We start from the raw sequence: 20,569 nt of genomic DNA on the forward strand, positions 1-20,569 counted from the left end.
ATGAGCCCCCGGAAGAATTAACGCTGCTCGATAGTGATGATTCAGATGCGGATGCGGATGCGGATGCAGACGCCGATGCTGATGCTGATGCTGATGCTGATGCCGATGCCGATGCCGATGCCGATGCCGATGCCGATGCCGATGCCGATGCAGATTCTGACGCAGATGCGGATGCAGATGCGGATGCAGATGCAGATGCCGATGCCGATGCGGACTCCGACGCCGATGCTGATGCGGATGCTGATGCGGACTCCGATTCTGACTCAGATGCAGATGCCGACGCAGATGCAGATGCCGACGCTGACGCCGATGCGGATTCTGACGCTGATGCAGATGCGGACTCCGATTCTGATGCCGATGCAGACGCTGACGCCGATGCGGACTCCGATTCTGACGCAGATACAGATGCAGATGCCGACGCCGATGCAGATTCTGACGCTGATGCTGATGCGGATGCGGATGCGGATGCGGACTCCGACGCCGATGCTGATGCTGATGCCGATGCCGATGCCGATGCGGATGCTGACGCTGACGCTGACGCTGACGCTGATGCGGACTCCGACGCCGATGCTGACGCGGATGCAGATGCTGACGCCGATTCTGACTCAGATGCCGATGCCGATGCGGACTCAGATTCTGATGCGGATGCAGACTCAGATTCGGATGCTGATGCTGATGCTGATGCTGATGCTGATGCTGATGCTGATGCTGATGCTGATGCTGATGCTGATGCTGATGCTGATGCTGATGCTGATGCTGATGCTGATGCCGATTCTGATGCTGATGCTGATGCTGATGCTGATGCTGATGCCGACGCGGATGCCGACGCTGATGCCGATACAGATGCTGATGCGGATGCGGATGCGGATGCAGATGCGGACTCCGATTCTGACGCTGATGCCGATGCGGATGCTGACGCCGACGCGGATGCAGATTCTGACGCGGATGCGGATGCCGATGCAGACGCCGATTCTGATGCCGATGCGGACGCTGACGCGGATGCCGACGCCGATGCCGATTCTGACGCTGATGCCGATGCGGATGCTGACGCCGACGCGGATGCAGATTCTGACGCGGATGCAGACGCCGATTCTGATGCCGATGCGGACGCTGATGCAGATGCAGATGCAGATGCAGATGCAGATGCAGATGCAGATGCAGATGCAGATGCAGATGCAGATGCGGACTCCGATTCTGACGCTGATGCCGATGCGGATGCTGACGCTGATTCGGACTCCGATTCTGACGCTGATGCCGATGCGGATGCTGACGCCGACGCGGATGCAGATTCTGACGCGGATGCCGATGCAGATGCTGACGCGGATGCCGATGCCGATGCCGATGCAGACGCTGATGCGGATGCCGATGCGGATGCCGATGCAGATGCCGACGCTGATGCAGATGCAGATGCAGATGCAGATGCAGATGCAGATGCAGATGCAGATGCAGATGCAGATGCAGATGCGGACTCCGATTCTGACGCTGATGCCGATGCCGATGCGGATGCTGACGCCGACGCGGATGCAGATTCTGACGCGGATGCGGATGCCGATGCGGATGCCGATGCGGACGCTGACGCGGATGCCGATGCAGACGCTGATGCAGACGCTGATGCCGATGCGGATGCGGATGCGGATGCTGACGCCGACGCTGATGCAGATTCTGACGCGGATGCGGATGCCGACGCGGACTCCGATTCTGACGCTGATGCAGATGCAGATGCGGATGCTGACGCCGACGCGGACTCCGATTCTGACGCTGATGCAGATGCAGATGCGGATGCTGACGCCGACGCGGATGCAGATTCTGACGCGGATGCAGATGCCGACGCTGATGCAGATTCTGATGCGGATTCTGACTCAGATGCGGATGCGGATTCTGACTCAGATGCGGATGCGGATGCGGATTCCGACGCAGATGCAGATGCTGATGCAGACTCCGATGCCGATGCCGATGCCGATGCCGACGCGGATGCTGATGCAGACGCTGATGCGGATGCAGATTCCGATGCCGACGCCGACGCCGATGCAGACGCCGACGTCAAACTGACCGTTACCGTTACCCCTGGCGATAAGACGACCGAGACGTCAGATGACAAAATCATCCACATCAACGGCGGTAGCGGCGATCCGAACGGGTACGATATCCAGAACGGCGTGATCGTAGCGATTGGCAGTAACGTGCATGTCTGGCTGACCCCGGATAGCCCGGACGGCAAGATTCAGGGCGACTTCGTGCCGAAGGCAGACAGCCCGGATCAGATCCACTACTACACCAGCCAGGGTAACGCCAACGCGAATAGCAGCTCGGCGGGTCATACCGATATCTTCGTGGTGGGCGATCATACCGGCGGCTACTACCAGCAGGGCGACTGGTCGAACGATCGCTATGAATTCAAGCCGCTGAATGGCATTACTGGCAACCAGGGCGTTTCGGAAGGCGAGGCGGGCAAGGACTATATCTTTGTCCAGGGCAATGCTGACGATTACACCGTAACGGGTGTCGACCACCCGCAGAACCACCAGAACAATGACATGGATAATATTCATGTCACCGATAAAGACGGACACTCGCCATTCCAGAATGCCAACGGCATCGAGGGCGTTGTTTTCGGTGATGGGCCTTCCGGAACGCACGGCGGCGATACCACCGTCACCACCACGGCCACCCTGAACCTCGACGTGAATCTCGAAAGCTCAGACAGCAACGACCACCTGACCAGCCTCATTCTGGGGGGCATTCCTGAGAATGCGACCTTTACGGGCAACTATGCCAGCGTCAGTTACGACGCGGACAACAAGGTCTACCACCTGACCTTCGATAACGACACCTCGCACTTTACCGGCCAGGTCAGCGTTGAACTTCCGGACGGTGAGAGCGATTTCGGTGAGATCACGATGAAAGTGGACTCCACCGCCGCCGATCAGCACGAAACTGACTTTACCGTTGACGGTAAAGAGGGCGGCACCATCGTCAGCGAAAGTCACGGCGGGGAAGAGCATGCCGATGACGCTGTCGACGACGATCACCCTCTGATGGCCAGCCACAGCGTTGAGGAGAGCCATACCGATCATGACGGCGAGGCGAGCGATAAGCTGTCGCATACCAGCAGCCTGGATGCTGATGATCACTCTGCTTCGTTAATTGATGGCGATAATCTGATGCTCAATACCACCGCAGCGCCATCGGCCGATCATGCCAGTGATGCGCTGCTGAGTGATGCGCAGAGTGAAACCCTCACTACGCTGCAAAACGCTGGTCCGGATCAGGATGAGCAGCTGAACTTCAGCGATCTCATTCATGACGAAGAGCATAACGATCTCAGCACCCTGATTCAGGCCGGGCCGCAGAGTGATACGGCGGATGGCCCGGCGGAGATTGAACATGTTCCCGCTGAAGGTGGCGAGATAGCCGGAACGGACGGTTACGATGCCGGTAACGAAGCGATGCTGGATAATCTGATCGCCAAACCGGAAGATCACAGCTGATCGGCTGCCGCGCAGGGGCCGTCAGGCTCTGCGCGGCAACAACGATGATTTGAATTCAGGTCAGACGAAGGATCCCGTCCGATCATAAACCCGCAGGATGCATTTTATCCCTCGGTCTGATGGGATTTTCTCAGGTGGATAATGATCCACACTCAAGGGATGTGAAGGAAAAACAACAAGATGAAACACTATAGTCAGATTGTGATGGGTGCGGCGCTGGTGTTGAGCGCCACGCAGAGCCAGGCCACTACCCTGGAGCAGGCCGTAAAAGACAGCCTGCTGTGGCACCCGGAAGTTAACGCGTCGGTAAACAGCCGATATTCCGCCGATCAGGATCTTCGCGCCGCCAAAGGTGGCTATCTGCCGACCCTGGATCTCACTGCTGGCACCGGTTGGGAGCAAACCGATAACGCCAGCACCCGTGCAGGAGGCGATCATCTCCGCGATCTGCACCGCAGCGAGTCCGCTATCAACCTGCGCCAGAACGTCTTCAATGGTTTTGCCACCACCAGCGAAGTGGGCCGCCAGAAAGCGACGGTCAACTCCCGGGCCTGGACGGTGCTGAACACCAGCGAATCCACCGCCCTGCAGGCGATCCAGAGCTATCTCGACGTGCTGATGCGCCAGAAGATGGTGGCCCTGGCAGAAGATAACCTCAAGAATCACGAGCGGGTGTTCGATCAGATCCGCCTGCGTACCGAGCAGGGCGTGGGCCGTCAGGCAGACTTTGAGCAGGCTCAGGCCCGTCTGGCACAGGCGCGCAACAATCTCCTGACCGAGCAAACCAACCTCGAAGACTCACGCGCTAACTACCAGAGCGTCACTGGCAAAGAGCCTGACACCCTGGTGATGCCCGCTAAAATCGCCATTCCCGCCTCGCTGGACGCCGCGCGTACCGTGATGCTGGAAAACAACCCGCTGCTGAAACAGGCCGATGCCGATGTGGAAGCGACCCATCAGCAGTACGAGGCGGCAAAATCGCGTTTTTACCCGGACGTGAATGTTGAAGTCGGTCGTACCATGGATAACAACATCGATGGCACCCGCGGGCACAGCCAGGAGTGGCAGGCGATGCTGCGCATGCGCTACAACCTCTATAACGGCGGCAGCGATCAGGCAACGCTCACCTCTTACGCCTACAAAATGAAAGAGGCGGAGGATGTGAAAAATAATGCCCTGCGTCAGTTGAACGAAGATCTGCGTCTGGCCTGGAACGCGCTGAGAAACGCCCACCAGCAGGTGCCGATCGCCAAAGAGTACGCCGATCGCAGCGTACAGGTGCGTAGCGCCTATCAGGAGCAGTTCAGCCTGGGTGACCGTACCCTGCTTGATATGCTCGATAGCGAAAACGAAGTATTCAGCGCCCAGCGCCGCTACGTTGAGCTGCAGTTTGTCGACATGTTTACCACCTATCGCATCAACGCCCGTACCGGTGAGCTGCTCAGGAACCTGAACATTCAGGCGCCGTCGGCAGCGCAGCCGCTCGATCAGGCGCAACGTACCCAGGCAGAGCTGCCTGAGTTAAAATAGGGCCTTTGAAGGCTGACGGGGGTTATTCCGGCTGACACCGGGACAACCCTCTCTTTTTTATCTGCGGCATCGGTCTGCAGAACACTGAGGCAGAGAATGACGCCTGATATTGACTCCTCCGAGCGCATTGAGACCACCCCGCAGGCGCAGGGCAGGCAGGATCCGCGGCAAAGCCATGACGATCCGCTACTGGATGCGCTGATGATCGTCTGTAAATTGCATAACATCGCCACCAGCCGCAACGTTCTGACCACCGGCCTGCCGCTGGAAGCTCATACGCTGACGACAGAGACCTTTCCGCGCGCCGCCGGGCGGGCAGGGCTCAAGGCGCGGGTGGTGCAGCGTCCGCTGGAAAATATTACTGCGATGTCACTGCCCGCCATTCTGCTGCTGAAGAATAATCAGATCGCGGTGCTGATTGGCTGGGATGAGCAGCAGCGCGCGCGTCTGTTGCCCAGCGAAACGGAAGGGGGTGAGATTATCGTATCCCCCGAGACGCTGGCGGAAAACTACAGCGGGCGGGTGATTTTTATCTCCCCGGAACATGAGTTCGATGCCCAGCCGACGGCCACGCTGCCGCGCACTACCGCCTGGTTCCAGGACACGCTCAAACTGTCGAAATTCCTCTACGTGGATGCGGTGGTCGCCAGCTTCCTCGTCAACCTGGTGGCGCTCGCCGCCCCGCTGTTTGTGATGAACGTCTACGACCGGGTGGTGCCCAACCAGGCCACAGCCACCCTGTGGGTGCTGGCGATCGGCATCAGCATTGCGTATGTATTCGACTTTGTACTGAAGATCCTGCGCGGCATCTGCCTCGACCTGGCGGGTAAAAAGACCGACCTGGTGGTCTCCTCGGCGCTGTTCGAGCGGCTGCTGGGTATGAAGATGAAGCTCCGCCCGCCGCGGGTGGGGAGCTTCGCGCAGAACTTTCAGGAGTTCCAGTCGATCCGCGACTTCCTCTCATCGCTGACGCTGACCGCCTTTATCGACCTGCCGTTTACCCTGCTGATCCTGCTGGTGATTGGCATCATCGGGGGGCCGCTGGTGTTTATCCCGCTGCTCTGCTATCCGCTGGCGCTGCTGGTGAACTGGCTGATCCAGCGCCCGCTGATGTCGCGGGTCAAGAAAACCTATCAGCTCTCCAACGAACGCCAGGCGATGCTGGTAGAGACGCTTACCGGCCTGGATGCCATCAAGATCAACAACGCCCAGAGCGAGCGCCAGTATCAGTGGGAACACCTCACCGGCCAGCTGAGCAAGCTGGAGCTGCGGGTGAAGTCGCTCTCCTATGTGGCGGTGAACTTTACCGCCTGGCTACAGCAGTTCAGCGGCGTGGCCATTATCGTGGCCGGGGTCTACATCATTATTGGCGGCAACCTGAGCATGGGCGGGCTGATTGCCTGCTACCTGCTGCACCGTCGCGCCATGATGCCCATCGGCCAGCTGTGCAGCCTGATCACCCGCTACCAGCGGGCGCGGATGACCAAAGCCACTATCGACCGGATGATGAACCTCGAGCAGGAGGTGCAGGATGACGAAGTGCCCCTGAAGCGGGAAACGCTCTCCGGCGCCATTGAGTTGCGCGACGTTACCTTCGTCTATCCGGGCAATCAGTACGCCTCGCTCAGCAATGTGTCGCTGACCATCCAGCCCGGCGAGAAGGTGGGGATCATCGGCCGCAGCGGGTCGGGCAAAAGCTCGCTGGCGAAACTGCTGGTCGGCTTTTATCAGCCGGACAGCGGCAATGTGCTGATTGACGGTATTGATGCCCGCCAGATCGATGTCCACGATCTACGCCACAACATCGGCTATGCCCCGCAGGATATCCATCTGTTCAGCGGCACCCTGCGGGAGAATCTGGTCTACGGCGCCAGCTACGTTGACGACGAGACCATGCTGCGGGTCGCCACCCTTACCGGGGTGCACGAGTTTGCCCGTCGCCATCCGTCCGGGTACAACATGCAGGTGGGCGAGCGGGGGATGAGCCTCTCCGGCGGCCAGCGGCAGGCGGTGGCTTTAGCGCGTGCACTGCTGCTCGATCCGCCGGTGCTGCTGATGGACGAACCCACCAGCTCGATGGACAACACCAGCGAAGATCTGATTAAAAAGGCGCTGATACCGGTCATCAGCGACAAAACGCTGCTGATGGTGACGCACCGTGCGTCGCTGCTGACCCTGGTGGACCGTCTTATTATTGTCGATAACGGCAAAATCATTGCCGACGGCCCGAAAGAGAGCGTCATGAGCGCGCTGAAGAAGGGACAAATTCATGCGAATCGTTGAGTCGCTTAGCCGCCTGATGAGCTGGCTGTCAGGAGATAAACAGCCTGCACCCTTCACCACCAACGAGGTCAACAAAGCCCTGCTGGACGATGCCCCGCGGGTGGTGCGCGTCACGCTGTGGGCCATCTTCGCCTTCTTTATCGCCATGATCCTCTGGGCGTCGCTGGCGAATATTGATGAGGTGACGCGTGGGGAAGGGCGGGCTATTCCCTCCTCGCGCCTGCAGAAAATACAGAACCTCGAAGGCGGGATTGTGGCCGAGGTCTTTGTGCATGAAGGGGAGGTGGTGAAAGCCGGGGCGCCGCTTGTGCGTCTGGATGATACCCAGTTTCGCTCCAACGCCGGGGAGTCCGACGCCGATCGGCTGGCACTGCAGGCGCGGATCCAGCGTCTGACCGCTCAGCTTGACGATGCGAAAACGCTGACCCTGGCGCCGGAGATTGTGCGGAAGGCGCCGGATATCGCCAATGGCGAATTGGAGCTGTTCACCAGCGTTAACAAACGTATCCAGAGCGAGCTGGACGGACTCAACGAACAGCTGGTGCAGAAGAAGCAGGAGCTGCTCGACTTCCAGGGCAAGGTCAGCCAGTACCGCCGTAGCCTCGGGCTGCAGCAGCAGGAAGTCAGCATGTCTGAACCCCTGGTGGCCAAAGGGGCAATCTCAAAAGTAGAGGTGCTGCGCCTGCGTCGTGGCGTGGTGGAAACCCAGGGACAGCTGGACTCGGTGCTGCTCGCCATTCCCCGGGCGGAAGCGGCCATCAAGGAGATTGAGAGTAAGGTCAGCGAAACGCGGGGGCGTTATCGCAGCGAGGCGCTGGGGCAGCTCAACGAGGCGCGAACCGATCTCAGCAAAATTGAGGCCTCGGGCAAGGCGATTTCCGACCGGGTGAACCGCACCCTGGTGACCTCCCCGGTGCGCGGCGTGGTCCAGCAGCTGCTGGTCAATACCATCGGTGGCGTGATCCAGCCGGGTAATGACCTGGTGGAGATTGTTCCGCTGGACGATACGCTGCTGGTGGAAGCGAAGATTCGTCCGCAGGACATCGCGTTTTTACGTCCGGGCCAGGAAGCGACGGTGAAATTCACCGCTTACGATTACACCATCTACGGCGGACTGAAGGGCACGCTGGAGCAGATCAGCCCCGACACGGTAACCGATAAAGACGGGAAGAGTTTTTACATTATTCGTCTGCGCACCGACAAAAACCATCTCGGTACGGATGAGAAGCCGCTGTTGATTATTCCGGGGATGGTGGCCTCGGTGGATATTATTACCGGTAAGAAAACGGTGATGGCCTATCTGCTGAAACCGATCCTGCGCGCCAGAGCGGAGGCGTTCCACGAGCGCTAAGAAGGGAGACAGACCACCTCTCCGGGAGGTGGTCTGTCAGTATTACCACATCAGATCGTCAGGCACGACGAAATCGGCATACGGATCGTCTTCGTCTTTCGCTTCCTGAGTCAATTCGGTGCTTAACACGATATAGCTCGCATCACGCTGGGAAATTTTCTCGGCAACGACGGCGGGGATAATTGCATATTCGCCCTCACGGCCTGCTTCAGCCGCCAACCGCGCAATGGCGAGACGGCCATTAATCAGCTGTGCTTGCGTGGTTTTATCGACATAGATTTTTTTGATCAGATTGTTATCGGTGAAGTTAAAACCAATATCGCCCCGGGAAATCACAACGCGGTTCATCTCAATGAGCTGCTTGATCTGCGCCTTATACTCTTTTGCCAGGGCGGCCTGCTTCTGCTGCTCGCTTAACGCTTTATCACGTTCAACCTGCGCCTGCTTATTCACTTCAACCGCTTCGCGTGCCTCACGCGCCTGCACGCGGGATTTTTTGGCGGTGCGCTGCACTTTCGCCATTTTTTTGCTGGTGACTAAGCCAGCTTTAAGCATCTGCTCTTGTAGTGTGAGTTTGGTCATGTTCGTTTCTGAAATCCGTCAAATGATTGGCAGATTATACCCTGGAGGAGGCTCAGGGCACAGTATTCAGGAAAGCTGGAACGCCGCGGCGTCGGTAACCTGCGCAAAACCGGCATCGAGCAGACCCAGGGTCACATCATGAATGGCCTTTGCGCTGAGCTGATGGTTTTCCAGCTCAAAGCTGAGTACCGCATCTTTTAGCACCGTCATCTTTAACCCCAGATCGGCGCCCATTCTGACGGTTGAGTTAACACAAAATCCGGCCACAGCACCGATAACCACCACCTCAGCAATACGCTCCTCCTGGAGATAAGCCAGTAATCCCGTTGAGCTGAACGCGGAGGAGGTGTGTTTAATAAATACCGGTTCGTCAGCGCGCTCCTGGAAAGCGTCAAGGGGCTGGCTTGATGGCGAGCTGTGATGGAGAGGAGAACCCTGCTCAGGCGTCTGGTGGCGTACGTGGATGACTGGGGTGCGAGAGGTTCTGAATTTTTCAATTACCGACGTCATGTTTTCAATGCTGTTCTGAGGGAAGTAATCCACACCCTGTTGGATTCTTTCTTTTACAAAATTCTGCATATCGATGATGAGTAGCGCTTTTGACATATTACCCTCTGTAAACCGGACTGGTGGCATGGTGAGTCAGCGTTCAAGAGTAACTGTTTTTGCTCAGGGGCGTCAGCGCCCTGGTTTGGTGGGGGTGAGCTCCGGTAATCCGGAGCTCTGGTGTCTTAGCGAACCACGTTACCGTGCTGTACGCAGCGACCATCGTTGCAGTTAACAGCGTCCACTCTGGCGGCGCGGTGGTTTCTTGCCTGGGCGGTGACCGTCGCGGCAGCTACCGGGTGGTCGGAGTTTGCCACTACCGCAGCGCGCTCAACCGGGTGAAAGATAACGCCGGCAAAGGCAGAGCAAGGGGCAATTAAGGCCAGAACGATCAGGATTCTCTTCATGTACTTTCTCCGTTATTTTTTGAGATGCGAATTCGTTTTAACGGCGCGAGAGTACAGTACAGCGATGTGTGAAGTTGTGGGTATGGGTGCTATTGGCTGGAAAGGATAAGTTGAAGCGGAAGACGGGAGAATGTCCCCTGCAGGAATCGAACCTGCAACTAGCCCTTAGGAGGGGCTCGTTATATCCATTTAACTAAGGGGACAAAGCGGCACGAGTATAACGCCATTTATACAAGGCGTTAAGCTCGCCACCGCCTGACTGCTTAAAGTGTCGCCATTCAGGCCGAATTTTTATTCTCTTCCACTTCCTCCTGCCGGGCCTGCTCTTTGGCTTTGAGCTCGGCTTTGCGCTTATTCGACATATCGTTACGGATTTGCGCATGGCTCAGCAGGGCAAAAATAAAGGTGCCCCCGCAGATATTGCCTGCCAGGGTAGGGATGGCGAAGGGCCAGAAGAACTCGCTCCAGTGGATGGTGCCGTTAAAGACCAGATATAAAATCTCCACCGTGCCCACCACGATATGGGTGGTATCGGCCAGGGCGATAAGCCAGGTCATCAGAATAATAACCACGATTTTGGCCGATCCGGCAGAAGGGAACATCCACACCATGGTGGCGACGATCCAGCCGGAGATGATGGCGTTAGAGAACATTTCGAGAGGACTGTTTTCCATCACCCCGGTGCCGATTTTCACAAACGCGTCGCGGGTGGGCTCGTCAAATATCGGCATATATTCAAACGCCCATGCCGCGACGCCGGTACCGATAATATTACCGAATAACACCACGCTCCACAGGCGCATCAGCAGGCCGAAATTGCCCCATGTCGGGCTCTGCATCACCGGCAGTACCGCGGTGACGGTATTCTCGGTAAACAGCTGCTGGCGCGCCATAATCACGATAATAAAGCCAAAGGTATAGCCGAGGTTTTCCAGTACCATCCCGCCGGGGATACCTTCAAACTGAACGTGAAAAATCCCTTTGGCCAGAAAAGAGGCGCTCATTGATAACCCGGCGGCGATAGCCGACCACAGCAGAGCCATGGCATCGCGTTCCAGCTCTTTTTCACCGTCCTGGCGAATATGTTCGTGGATCGCCATGGCGCGCGAGGGGAGGTGGTCCTCATCGACCTCAATCTTCTTTCCCCGGCGGTTCTCCTCGCTTTCAACTTCCAGCTCTTCAGTATGATTGTCTAATTTCTCTTCTTTGAGTTCGTCCATTGTGGTGCTCCTGATGTGACTGATACCCATAAGCGTAGCGGTTTTTATCTCATCGCCCGTGGGTATGCTCTTAAATTCCTGTTATGGCAATAAACGCGATACATCCCCGGCTAAGGCCGTATAAAATTGCCAGCCTAACGAAAACGTAAAGCCAGGCTATTCTGAGATCATAAAGAAGGTGCTTTATTGCCCCGATTTGTGGTCGTAGACATCAGTAAGCGTGCTGATACAATCACTTGCACATTTACAGACGGAGCGCGAAAGCGCCAGTACGGATGGCTTTTGGTGATAGCCATACTTAACAGGGAGAAAGATATGAAACTTCGGCTGTCGGTGGTTGCGCTGGGCACCACGTTGCTGATGGGCTGCGCCAGTTCTGGCGAGCAACAGGGGCGCTCCGATCCTTTGGAAGGATTCAACCGCTCCATGTATAACTTCAACTATAACCTGCTGGATCCCTATGTAGTGCGTCCGGTTGCGGTGGCATGGCGTGACTATGTGCCACAACCTGCCCGTAACGGGCTGAGCAACTTCACCAGCAACCTTGAAGAGCCTGCGGTGATGGCGAACTACTTCCTGCAGGGCGATCCCTATCAGGGGATGGTCCACTTCACCCGCTTCTTCCTGAATACCCTGTTAGGCATGGGTGGCTTTATTGACGTTGCCGGAATGGCGAATCCGAAGCTGCAACGCGAGCAGCCCCACCGTTTCGGTAGTACCCTGGGTCATTACAATGTGGGTTACGGCCCGTATGTCCATTTACCGTTCTACGGCAGCTTCACCCTGCGTGAAGACGGTGGTGATGCGGTGGATACCCTCTATCCGGTGCTGTCATGGCTGACCTGGCCGCTGTCGATAGGTAAATGGACGCTGGAAGGGGTGGAGACGCGCGCACAGCTGCTGGATTCCGACGGCCTGCTGCGTCAGTCCTCCGATCCGTACCTCATGGTGCGTGAAGCTTACTTCCAGAACCATGACTTTATTGCTAACGGCGGCAAGCTGAAACCGGAAGATAACCCGAACGCGAAAGCGATCGAGAATGAACTCTCCGAGATTGATGCGGAATAAAAAAAGGTGAGTCCCCAGGGGCTCACCTTTTTTAATCGTGATGTGATTAGAACGCGTAGTTGAAGTTGGTCCCGAACAGCCACGCCTTACCTTCAGAAGTGAAGTTATACGCCGCCGCGCCTTCGCCCTCGGTGAAGCTCACTTTCTGACCATGCATGTAAGATGCGCCAACGTCGATAGAGGCATCATCGTTAAAGGCGTAGGACATACCGGCGCTCAGCCACAGACGGTCCTGATCCGGAATAGAGATAGAACGCTTGTTGGCCGGAACCGGGCTGTCATCAAAGGCAATACCGGTGCGGAAGGTCCAGTTCTTGTCGTAGTAGTAGGTGGTACCCAGTGCGATACGGTACGCGTCCTTAAAGCTTTCTTCTTTATAGAACAGGGTTTGATCGTTGCTGCCGGTGGCCTTCAGCTCCTGGAACTGGCTCCAGCTGGTGTAGGTCAGACTGTAGTGGACAGCCCACTGTGGCGCCACGAGGTTATACCCGGAGACTTCCCACATTTCTGGCAGATGCAGCGACAGAGAACCACTCTCGGTGCGACCACCGGTGCCTGACGGAAGACCCATACTGCCCAGGATGCTGTTCAGAGCCGGGTTGATGGAGCTCTTATAATCGCCCTCGAAGTCGATTTTCACTTCTGAACGGTAGGTCAGACCCCAGCGGTTATTTTTATCCAGCTCGTACAGGATACCGGCGTTCCAGCCGAAGCCCCATTCGTCGCCTTTCAGGTACGCAATCTGATCGTCAGGTTCGTTAATACCATTCAGGTAGGATGGCGGTACACGGCCGGTCAGCTGACGTGACAGCAGTGGACCCAGCGAACCTGCATAACGCTCAATTTTGGCTTTCGCGTAAACGGCATCAAAGCCCACACCAAAGCTCCAGTTGCTGTCGAGACGATAAGCCCCGCTCAGGTTCAGGTTGAGGGTTTCCAGATCGGTTTTACCGCCGTAGATACCTGCTGCATAGCTATCGTTAAATTCGGTTGCCAGACCGTAGTTGGAGGTAACAGACGCACCCCAACCAAACTGGTCGTTGATTGGCATAACAAAGTGCACGTTAGGCACCCATGCAGTAGGCGCGATGTTGTCCTGATCTGCACTTTGTCCTGTTAAAGCGGAGTTACCCGTGACGTTCACATCAGGATCGATATAAACGGCACCGATGGAGAAGGTCGGGCGATCGAACATGGTGATCAGCGCCGGGTTACGGCTCGCGTTCCCTGCGTCATCAGCGATGGCACCTTCCCCGGAATAGGCGCGGCCCAGCCCTGAGGAGGAGAACTCGTTAAGCTGAAAGCCCGCTGACCAGGCGGAGGTGGAGACGATTGCCACTGCGATTGCGAGCGCAGTTTTTTTAAACAGGGTTTTCTGGCTCATGACCATAACCTCATTGAGTTATTTTTATTCAATTTTTGTTACATACCGTAACAGGAGCGCGAAGTGTAGGGTCTGTGGTAACACTTAGAAATCAGACCAGTGGCGAGAGTATAGGTCTGACCAGATAGAATGTTGCAAGTGTGTTTATTAATATTTACTGATATGTTTTTCGAAACGGGATCTGGTTGGCATAATTGTGACCAGTTCGCTTACTCCGAACGGGTGATTTTTGTTTTAGATCATTTTTACGTGTGATATTGCTCACTTACCCGCGTTTACGCCATTAACGACTGGAGCCCCTCCCGGGCGGGGCGTAAAATATCAGCATTGTGTCTATTTCGCGCCGTGCGCGACTACAGAGGAAATCTACTATGAGTAAATGCAGTGCTGATGAAACCCCGGTTTGCTGCTGTATGGATGTGGGTACCATCGTGGATAACACGGATTGCACCGCCTCTTACAGCCGTGAGTTTGCCAGCCGTGCCGAAGCCGAAGAGGCGCTGGCAGCCCTGACCGCGAAAGCACGCGGCGTGGAGTCTGAACCGTGCGACATCTCTTCCACCTTCACCGAAGTGGACGGCGGGGTGCGCCTGGACATCGACTTCGTGTTCAGCTGCGAAGCTGAGTCCCTTATTTTCCAGCTCGGTCTGCGTTAATTACCTTTCAACGCCTCCATTCATGGGGGCGTTTCGTTCGTGCTCTGTGGCTTCGCTCGCAATTTTTCTTCTCCCCGATTGGCTAATGTAAAAATTTGGTTAAGACTGTTATCAGGTCAGACCACTTTGCGTATTTGTTATTCACAGGGGAGCGTTATGAGTCAGGCATTACCGCTAATCACCCGTCAGGGGGATCGCATTGCCATTGTCAGTGGATTACGCACGCCATTTGCCCGTCAGGCGACGGCTTTTCATGGCATACCTGCAGTCGATCTGGGAAAAATGGTCGTAGGGGAGTTACTGGCTCGCAGCGAAATACCGCCCGAGGTGATTGAACAGCTGGTCTTTGGCCAGGTGGTGCAGATGCCGGAAGCGCCTAATATCGCCCGTGAAATCGTGCTGGGCACCGGGATGAATGTCCATACCGATGCCTACAGCGTCAGCCGCGCCTGCGCCACCAGCTTTCAGGCGGTGGCGAACGTCGCAGAAAGCCTGATAACGGGCACCATTCGCGCCGGGATCGCCGGCGGGGCCGACTCCTCATCCGTATTACCCATAGGCGTCAGCAAAAAACTGGCCCGCGTGCTGGTGGACGTCAACAAAGCCCGTACCACCGGACAGCGCTTATCGCTTTTCTCCCGCCTGCGCTTGCGCGATCTGCTCCCTGTCCCGCCTGCCGTCGCCGAGTACTCTACCGGCCTGCGGATGGGCGACACCGCCGAACAGATGGCGAAGACCTACGGCATCACCCGCGAACAGCAGGATGCGCTGGCGCACCGCTCACACCAGCGCGCCGCTCAGGCCTGGGCCGAAGGCAAGCTGGCGAACGAGGTGATGACCGCCTACACCCCGCCATACCGCGAGCCGCTCAGCGAAGACAACAATATCCGCGGCACTTCGACGCTGGCGGATTACGCAAAACTGCGCCCGGCATTCGACCGCAAGCACGGCACCGTGACCGCCGCCAACAGTACGCCGTTAACCGACGGCGCGGCGGCGGTGATCCTGATGACCGAATCCCGCGCTAAAGAGCTGGGCCTGACTCCGCTCGGTTACCTGCGCAGCTATGCCTTTACCGCCATTGATGTCTGGCAGGACATGCTCCTGGGGCCAGCCTGGTCCACGCCGCTGGCGCTGGAGCGTGCCGGACTGACGATGGCCGACCTGACGCTTATCGACATGCATGAAGCCTTTGCCGCCCAGACCCTGGCCAACCTGCAGCTGCTGGCCAGCGAACGCTTTGCCCGGGATGTGTTAGGCCGTGCCCACGCGACGGGCGAGGTCGATGAAAGCAAATTTAACGTGCTGGGCGGCTCTATTGCCTACGGTCACCCCTTTGCGGCGACCGGGGCGAGGATGATCACCCAGACGCTGCATGAGTTACGCCGTCGCGGCGGCGGGTTTGGCCTGGTAACCGCCTGCGCGGCGGGTGGCCTGGGTGCCGCAATGGTTCTGGAGGCGGAATAATGGAGATGACAACGGCGTTTACCCTGCATGTGCGACTGGACAACGTGGCGGTGGTCACCATCGATGCGCCAGGCGAAAAGATGAATACCCTGAAAGCCGAATTTGGCGGTCAGGTGCGCGCCATCCTCAAGCAGGTGCGTGAAAACAAAACGCTTCGCGGGCTGGTATTTATCTCGGCCAAGCCGGACAACTTTATTGCCGGGGCCGATATCAACATGATTGCCCGCGCGAGCAGCGCGCAGGAAGCGGAAGAACTGGCCCGTCAGGGGCAGCAGATCATGGCAGAAATTCATGCCCTGCCGATCCCGGTAATTGCGGCGATCCACGGCGCCTGCCTCGGCGGCGGTCTGGAGCTGGCGCTGGCCTGTCACGGGCGGATCTGTACCGACGACGGCAAAACGGTGCTGGGCCTGCCGGAAGTGCAGCTCGGCTTGCTGCCCGGCTCGGGCGGCACCCAACGTCTGCCGCGGCTGGTGGGCGTCAGCACGGCGCTGGAGATGATCCTCACCGGCAAACAGCTGCGTCCGCGTCAGGCTCTGAAGGTCGGGCTGGTGGATGAGGTTGTTCCGCCGTCGATTTTGCTTGAATCCGCGGTTGCGCTGGCCCTGAAAGACAAACCGGCCGGACGTCGCTTACCGGTGCGCGAGCGCGTGCTGGCAGGTCCGCTGGGCCGCACGCTGCTGTTCAGAATGGTGGCGAACAAAACCGAACAAAAAACCCAGGGGAATTACCCGGCGGCAAAACGCATTCTCGAGGTTATCCATACCGGTCTGACCCAGGGCAGCAGCAGCGGCTATGCCGCAGAAGCTAAAGCCTTTGGTGAGCTGGCGATGACCCCGCAGTCGCAGGCGCTGCGCAGCATTTTCTTTGCCAGCACCGAGGTGAAGAAAGATCCCGGCAGCGAGGCGGAGCCTGCACCGCTTGAGGCCATCGGCGTGCTGGGTGGCGGACTGATGGGAGGCGGTATCGCCTTCGTGACCGCCAGCAAGGGCAAATTACCGGTGCGGATCAAAGACATCAATCCGAAAGGGATCAACCACGCCCTGCAGTACAGCTGGCAGCTGCTTGATAAGAAGGTCAAACGCCGCCATATCAAAGCCAGTGAGCGCGATCGCCAGCTGGCGCTGATCTCCGGTACCACGGATTACAGCGGCTTCCGCCATCGCGATGTGGTGATTGAGGCGGTATTTGAAGATCTGACCCTGAAACAGCAGATGGTGGCCGAGGTCGAAGCGCATTGCGCGCCGCATACTATTTTTGCCTCTAACACCTCATCGCTGCCAATTGGCGATATTGCGGCCCAGGCCGCGCGTCCTGAACAGGTGATCGGACTGCATTTCTTTAGCCCGGTTGAAAAAATGCCGCTGGTGGAAGTGATTCCCCACGCCGGCACCAGCCCGCAGACCGTTGCCACTATTGTAAAGCTGGCGAAAATGCAGGGTAAAACGCCGGTGGTGGTGGCGGATAAAGCCGGGTTCTACGTTAACCGTATTCTGGCCCCTTACATCAACGAAGCCATGCGCCTGCTGATCGAAGGGGAAAAGGTTGATCACATTGATAATGCGCTGGTGAAGTTTGGTTTCCCCGTTGGGCCAATCCAACTTTTGGATGAGGTGGGAATCGATACCGGCACTAAAATTATACCTGTGCTGGAAAGTGCTTACGGGGAACGATTTAGCGCCCCTGCAAACATTGTTTCTGCAATTTTGAATGACGATCGCAAAGGCAGAAAAAATGGACGTGGTTTCTATCTTTACGATCCAAAAGGGCGTAAAAGCAAGAAGCAGGTAGACCCGGCGATTTATGGGCTTATTAAGCCCACCGGCGAGGGCAAATTGTCTGCGACTCAGTGCGCAGAACGCTGCGTGATGATGATGCTCAACGAGGCGGCGCGCTGCTTTGATGAGCGGGTGATTAAAAACGCTCGCGACGGCGATATTGGTGCGGTGTTTGGCATTGGTTTTCCACCTTTCCTGGGTGGCCCGTTCCGCTATATGGATAGCATTGGCGCGGGTGAGGTTGTTGCGATTTTACAACGACTGGCTGTGCAATATGGGCCGCGGTTTACACCGTGTGACACATTATTGCAGATGGCGGATCAGGGGCTGCGATTTTGGCCAGCAAAGGAAACTGACCCGGTAAATTAAGGTCAAATAAGAGTAAATCCGCCGTTGAAGGGTCTGGTCCTGTCTAATTTATAAACTGACATTGACTATACTTACGCCGTTGAGGTAAAAAACAGCGTTTCATTCAACGGATGGATCAGGCACAATGCCCGGCCATCGGGTTTTCTACCTCGTGATGTGTTCACGCGGGGTGTTAACACCGGTGATCCTGGTCAACAAAAGCGGTGCAATATGCAAGTTTTTATCATGCGTCACGGTGACGCGGCACTCGATGCTGCCAGTGACTCTGTTCGTCCTCTGACGCCTTGCGGCTGTGACGAGTCCCGTCAAATGGCAACCTGGCTGAAAGGGCAAAAAGTGGATATTGAGCGTGTCCTCGTCAGCCCGTTCCTGCGTGCTGAACAGACACTGGACGTGGTAGGGGAGTGTATGAACCTGCCTGCCGGCGTCGATATCCTGCAAGAGCTTACCCCTTGTGGCGATGTAGGTCTGGTCAGTGCCTATCTTCAGGCCCTGAGCAGTGAAGGTGTTACCTCTGCGCTGGTGATTTCCCATCTGCCGTTAGTCGGCTACCTGGTCTCTGAACTCTGCCCGGGCGAAACGCCGCCGATGTTCAGTACCTCTGCCATTGCCAATGTCACCCTCGATGAAACGGGTGTCGGCGTGTTCAACTGGCAGATGAGTCCCTGCAATCTGAAGATGGCGAAAGCTATCTGACGTAAACCACATCCAGGCGGGTAGCCTCAGCCACCCGCCTGCCTGTCAGGGCAGCTCAGGCGGTTGCCACTCTTCAACTTCAATCAGCACAAGCAATGCGGCATCTCCGCCGTACTCTTTGGGTGCCTGATGAAAAGCCATCACGTGCGGATGCTGGGCAAGCCACAGTGGCGTTTGCTGCTTCAGAATATGCTTCCCATGACCGTGCATCACGCAGGCGCAAAACAGATGTTCCCGGCGACAGGCGGCAATCAACGCTCCCAGCTCCTGCTTGGCCTGCATCTGGGTCAACCCGTGCAGATCGAGAAACAGCTCCGGCGAATAATCCCCGCGACGTAATTTTTTCAGCTCGAAATGGCTGACATCCGCGCGCACATATTTTACCGCGCCCTCGGTGTTCAGCAGCGGCTGAAACTCATCGGAAAAATAGTGGCTGGCGTCGGCCTGCTCCTGGATTAACCGTTTTACCGGCACTTCACTCACTTTTTTGCGTATCGGAGGGTGGACGATGGTGTCCTGCTTGATTTTACGCGTGCCGGTCATCAGCTGACGAAACAGCGTTTGATCCTCCTCGCTAAGCGATGTTTTCTTTTTCATGGGTCCGTCTCATCTCTTATTTCCGACAGTGTACCTGACTCGCCGCACGGCAAAACGCATTTTTTACCCGCAAGGCGTTAGCGACAATGCTGATTTATCGCCGTCTTCGTGGCACACTAGCCGCCGAAAATTTAGCGAGCATGCCCTGGAGAAGATAGTGGATAAAATTTTTGTCGATGAAGCGGTGAATGAGCTGCAAACCATTCAGGACATGTTGCGTTGGGCGGTCAGCCGTTTCAGCGCGGCCAATATCTGGTACGGTCACGGCACCGATAACCCGTGGGACGAGGCGGTGCAGCTGGTGCTGCCCTCCCTCTACCTCCCGCTGGATATTCCGGAAGATATGCGCTCTGCGCGCCTGACCTCCAGCGAGAAACACCGCATCGTTGAGCGCGTGATCCGCCGCGTTAACGAACGTATCCCGGTGGCCTACCTGACCAATAAAGCCTGGTTCTGCGGGCATGAGTTCTTTGTCGATGAACGCGTGCTGGTGCCGCGCTCGCCGATCGGTGAGCTGATCAACAACCAGTTTGCTGGTCTGATTGACCATCAGCCGGAGCACATTCTGGATATGTGTACCGGCAGCGCCTGCATCGCCATTGCCTGCGCCTACGCCTTCCCGGATGCGGAAGTGGACGCGGTGGACATCTCCTCTGATGCGCTGGCGGTAGCGGAACACAATATTGAAGAGCACGGCCTGATCCATCACGTAACGCCGATCCGTTCCGATCTGTTCCGCGATCTGCCGAAAGTGCAGTACGACCTGATCGTCACTAACCCGCCATACGTTGACGCAGAAGATATGTCCGACCTGCCGAACGAATATCGCCACGAACCGGAACTGGGCCTGGCGTCCGGCTCTGACGGCCTGAAGCTGACTCGTCGCATTCTTGCCTGCGCGCCGGATTATCTGACCGACGACGGCATTCTGATTTGTGAAGTGGGTAACAGCATGGTACATCTGATGGAGCAATATCCGGATGTGCTGTTCACCTGGCTCGAGTTCGACAATGGTGGCGACGGCGTCTTCATGCTGACCAAAGCGCAGCTTCTCGCCGCGCGCGAACACTTCAGCATCTATAAAGATTAATCCAACGGGCTTCGGCCCGTTTCACATTGCGCAAACACAGAAAGCTCAAACACAGAA

General features: G+C 56.9%; 17 protein-coding genes and 1 tRNA gene. 11 read left to right on the top strand and 7 right to left on the bottom strand.

All coding sequences use genetic code 11. The annotated features are described in order from the left end of the window. Positions 1-33 precede the first annotated feature (33 nt). From M8318_RS15510 to M8318_RS15530, 5 genes are all read left to right on the top strand, one after another. Positions 34-2,049, top strand: coding sequence for a hypothetical protein (locus M8318_RS15510; RefSeq protein ID WP_262663438.1), 2,016 nt, complete (start codon positions 34-36; stop codon positions 2,047-2,049). Positions 2,050-2,156: 107 nt separating this feature from the next. Continuing rightward, positions 2,157-3,488: a hypothetical protein gene (locus tag M8318_RS15515; protein WP_262663439.1), complete on the top strand. Its 1,332-nt coding sequence runs from the start codon at positions 2,157-2,159 to the stop codon at positions 3,486-3,488. Between the two features lie 180 nt (positions 3,489-3,668). Further along, positions 3,669-5,018: a TolC family outer membrane protein gene (locus tag M8318_RS15520; protein ID WP_262663440.1), complete on the top strand. Its 1,350-nt coding sequence runs from the start codon at positions 3,669-3,671 to the stop codon at positions 5,016-5,018. 96 nt (positions 5,019-5,114) lie between these two features. Further along, the gene (locus M8318_RS15525; RefSeq protein WP_262663441.1) at positions 5,115-7,301 is read left to right on the top strand and encodes a type I secretion system permease/ATPase; all 2,187 of its coding nucleotides are present in this window, start codon (positions 5,115-5,117) and stop codon (positions 7,299-7,301) included. After that, positions 7,288-8,652: an HlyD family type I secretion periplasmic adaptor subunit gene (locus M8318_RS15530; protein WP_262663442.1), complete on the top strand. Its 1,365-nt coding sequence runs from the start codon at positions 7,288-7,290 to the stop codon at positions 8,650-8,652. Before M8318_RS15525 ends, M8318_RS15530 begins: the two co-directional genes overlap by 14 nt. Positions 8,653-8,694: 42 nt before the next feature. Here the strand turns inward: M8318_RS15530 and M8318_RS15535 are convergent, their stop codons facing one another. From M8318_RS15535 to M8318_RS15555, 5 genes are all read right to left on the bottom strand, one after another. Next, positions 8,695-9,234 carry a DUF2058 domain-containing protein gene (locus M8318_RS15535; protein ID WP_262663443.1) on the bottom strand — a complete coding sequence of 180 codons (540 nt, stop codon included), beginning with the start codon at positions 9,232-9,234 and terminating at the stop codon, positions 8,695-8,697. Positions 9,235-9,300: 66 nt separating this feature from the next. Beyond that, complete coding sequence (locus M8318_RS15540) at positions 9,301-9,870, bottom strand: isochorismatase family protein (RefSeq protein ID WP_332019112.1); 570 nt, start codon at positions 9,868-9,870, stop codon at positions 9,301-9,303. A gap of 95 nt (positions 9,871-9,965) precedes the next feature. Further along, the gene (locus tag M8318_RS15545) at positions 9,966-10,187 is read right to left on the bottom strand and encodes a hypothetical protein (RefSeq protein WP_166183207.1); all 222 of its coding nucleotides are present in this window, start codon (positions 10,185-10,187) and stop codon (positions 9,966-9,968) included. A gap of 131 nt (positions 10,188-10,318) precedes the next feature. Continuing rightward, positions 10,319-10,390, bottom strand: a tRNA-Arg gene (locus M8318_RS15550). 75 nt (positions 10,391-10,465) lie between these two features. Continuing rightward, a complete protein-coding gene (locus tag M8318_RS15555) occupies positions 10,466-11,407 on the bottom strand; it encodes a formate/nitrite transporter family protein (protein WP_262663445.1) in 942 nt (313 codons plus the stop codon). Positions 11,408-11,722: 315 nt separating this feature from the next. Between M8318_RS15555 and mlaA the strand changes: the two genes are divergently transcribed. After that, positions 11,723-12,475: a phospholipid-binding lipoprotein MlaA gene (gene mlaA, locus M8318_RS15560; RefSeq protein WP_262663446.1), complete on the top strand. Its 753-nt coding sequence runs from the start codon at positions 11,723-11,725 to the stop codon at positions 12,473-12,475. A 46-nt stretch (positions 12,476-12,521) separates the two neighbouring features. Here mlaA and fadL read toward each other — a convergent pair whose 3' ends face one another. Beyond that, positions 12,522-13,859 (bottom strand): long-chain fatty acid transporter FadL, encoded by a 1,338-nt coding sequence (fadL, locus tag M8318_RS15565; RefSeq protein WP_262663447.1) that lies wholly within the window; start codon positions 13,857-13,859, stop codon positions 12,522-12,524. A 371-nt stretch (positions 13,860-14,230) separates the two neighbouring features. Between fadL and M8318_RS15570 the strand changes: the two genes are divergently transcribed. From M8318_RS15570 to sixA, 4 genes are all read left to right on the top strand, one after another. Next, positions 14,231-14,515 carry a YfcZ/YiiS family protein gene (locus M8318_RS15570; protein WP_262663448.1) on the top strand — a complete coding sequence of 95 codons (285 nt, stop codon included), beginning with the start codon at positions 14,231-14,233 and terminating at the stop codon, positions 14,513-14,515. 156 nt (positions 14,516-14,671) lie between these two features. Further along, the gene (fadI, locus tag M8318_RS15575; protein ID WP_262663449.1) at positions 14,672-15,982 is read left to right on the top strand and encodes an acetyl-CoA C-acyltransferase FadI; all 1,311 of its coding nucleotides are present in this window, start codon (positions 14,672-14,674) and stop codon (positions 15,980-15,982) included. Further along, complete coding sequence (gene fadJ / locus M8318_RS15580; RefSeq protein ID WP_262663450.1) at positions 15,982-18,129, top strand: fatty acid oxidation complex subunit alpha FadJ; 2,148 nt, start codon at positions 15,982-15,984, stop codon at positions 18,127-18,129. The genes fadI and fadJ overlap by 1 nt, the downstream gene beginning before the upstream one ends. A gap of 210 nt (positions 18,130-18,339) precedes the next feature. Next, the gene (gene sixA, locus M8318_RS15585; RefSeq protein WP_106994737.1) at positions 18,340-18,825 is read left to right on the top strand and encodes a phosphohistidine phosphatase SixA; all 486 of its coding nucleotides are present in this window, start codon (positions 18,340-18,342) and stop codon (positions 18,823-18,825) included. Between the two features lie 45 nt (positions 18,826-18,870). Here the strand turns inward: sixA and smrB are convergent, their stop codons facing one another. After that, positions 18,871-19,422 (bottom strand): endonuclease SmrB, encoded by a 552-nt coding sequence (gene smrB / locus M8318_RS15590; RefSeq protein ID WP_106994709.1) that lies wholly within the window; start codon positions 19,420-19,422, stop codon positions 18,871-18,873. Between the two features lie 157 nt (positions 19,423-19,579). On the opposite strand from smrB, the gene prmB reads away from it, so the two are divergent. Beyond that, positions 19,580-20,512, top strand: a complete 933-nt coding sequence (gene prmB, locus M8318_RS15595) for a 50S ribosomal protein L3 N(5)-glutamine methyltransferase (protein ID WP_262663451.1) — start codon at positions 19,580-19,582, stop codon at positions 20,510-20,512. The last annotated feature ends 57 nt before the right edge of the window (positions 20,513-20,569 follow it).

It is taken from the genome of Leclercia tamurae, assembly GCF_025566055.1.
Lineage (GTDB): Bacteria > Pseudomonadota > Gammaproteobacteria > Enterobacterales > Enterobacteriaceae > Enterobacter > Enterobacter tamurae.

Excerpts from the sequence above, each read along its gene's own strand:
- M8318_RS15520 (WP_262663440.1), top strand. The coding sequence starts at position 3,669 with ATGAAACACTATAGTCAGATTGTGATGGGTGCGGCGCTGGTGTTGAGC.
- M8318_RS15525 (WP_262663441.1), top strand. The coding sequence starts at position 5,115 with ATGACGCCTGATATTGACTCCTCCGAGCGCATTGAGACCACCCCGCAG.
- M8318_RS15530 (WP_262663442.1), top strand. The coding sequence starts at position 7,288 with ATGCGAATCGTTGAGTCGCTTAGCCGCCTGATGAGCTGGCTGTCAGGA.
- M8318_RS15535 (WP_262663443.1), bottom strand. The coding sequence starts at position 9,234 with ATGACCAAACTCACACTACAAGAGCAGATGCTTAAAGCTGGCTTAGTC.
- M8318_RS15540 (WP_332019112.1), bottom strand. The coding sequence starts at position 9,870 with ATGCCACCAGTCCGGTTTACAGAGGGTAATATGTCAAAAGCGCTACTC.
- M8318_RS15545 (WP_166183207.1), bottom strand. The coding sequence starts at position 10,187 with ATGAAGAGAATCCTGATCGTTCTGGCCTTAATTGCCCCTTGCTCTGCC.
- M8318_RS15555 (WP_262663445.1), bottom strand. The coding sequence starts at position 11,407 with ATGGACGAACTCAAAGAAGAGAAATTAGACAATCATACTGAAGAGCTG.
- mlaA (WP_262663446.1), top strand. The coding sequence starts at position 11,723 with ATGAAACTTCGGCTGTCGGTGGTTGCGCTGGGCACCACGTTGCTGATG.
- fadL (WP_262663447.1), bottom strand. The coding sequence starts at position 13,859 with ATGAGCCAGAAAACCCTGTTTAAAAAAACTGCGCTCGCAATCGCAGTG.
- M8318_RS15570 (WP_262663448.1), top strand. The coding sequence starts at position 14,231 with ATGAGTAAATGCAGTGCTGATGAAACCCCGGTTTGCTGCTGTATGGAT.
- fadI (WP_262663449.1), top strand. The coding sequence starts at position 14,672 with ATGAGTCAGGCATTACCGCTAATCACCCGTCAGGGGGATCGCATTGCC.
- fadJ (WP_262663450.1), top strand. The coding sequence starts at position 15,982 with ATGGAGATGACAACGGCGTTTACCCTGCATGTGCGACTGGACAACGTG.
- sixA (WP_106994737.1), top strand. The coding sequence starts at position 18,340 with ATGCAAGTTTTTATCATGCGTCACGGTGACGCGGCACTCGATGCTGCC.
- smrB (WP_106994709.1), bottom strand. The coding sequence starts at position 19,422 with ATGAAAAAGAAAACATCGCTTAGCGAGGAGGATCAAACGCTGTTTCGT.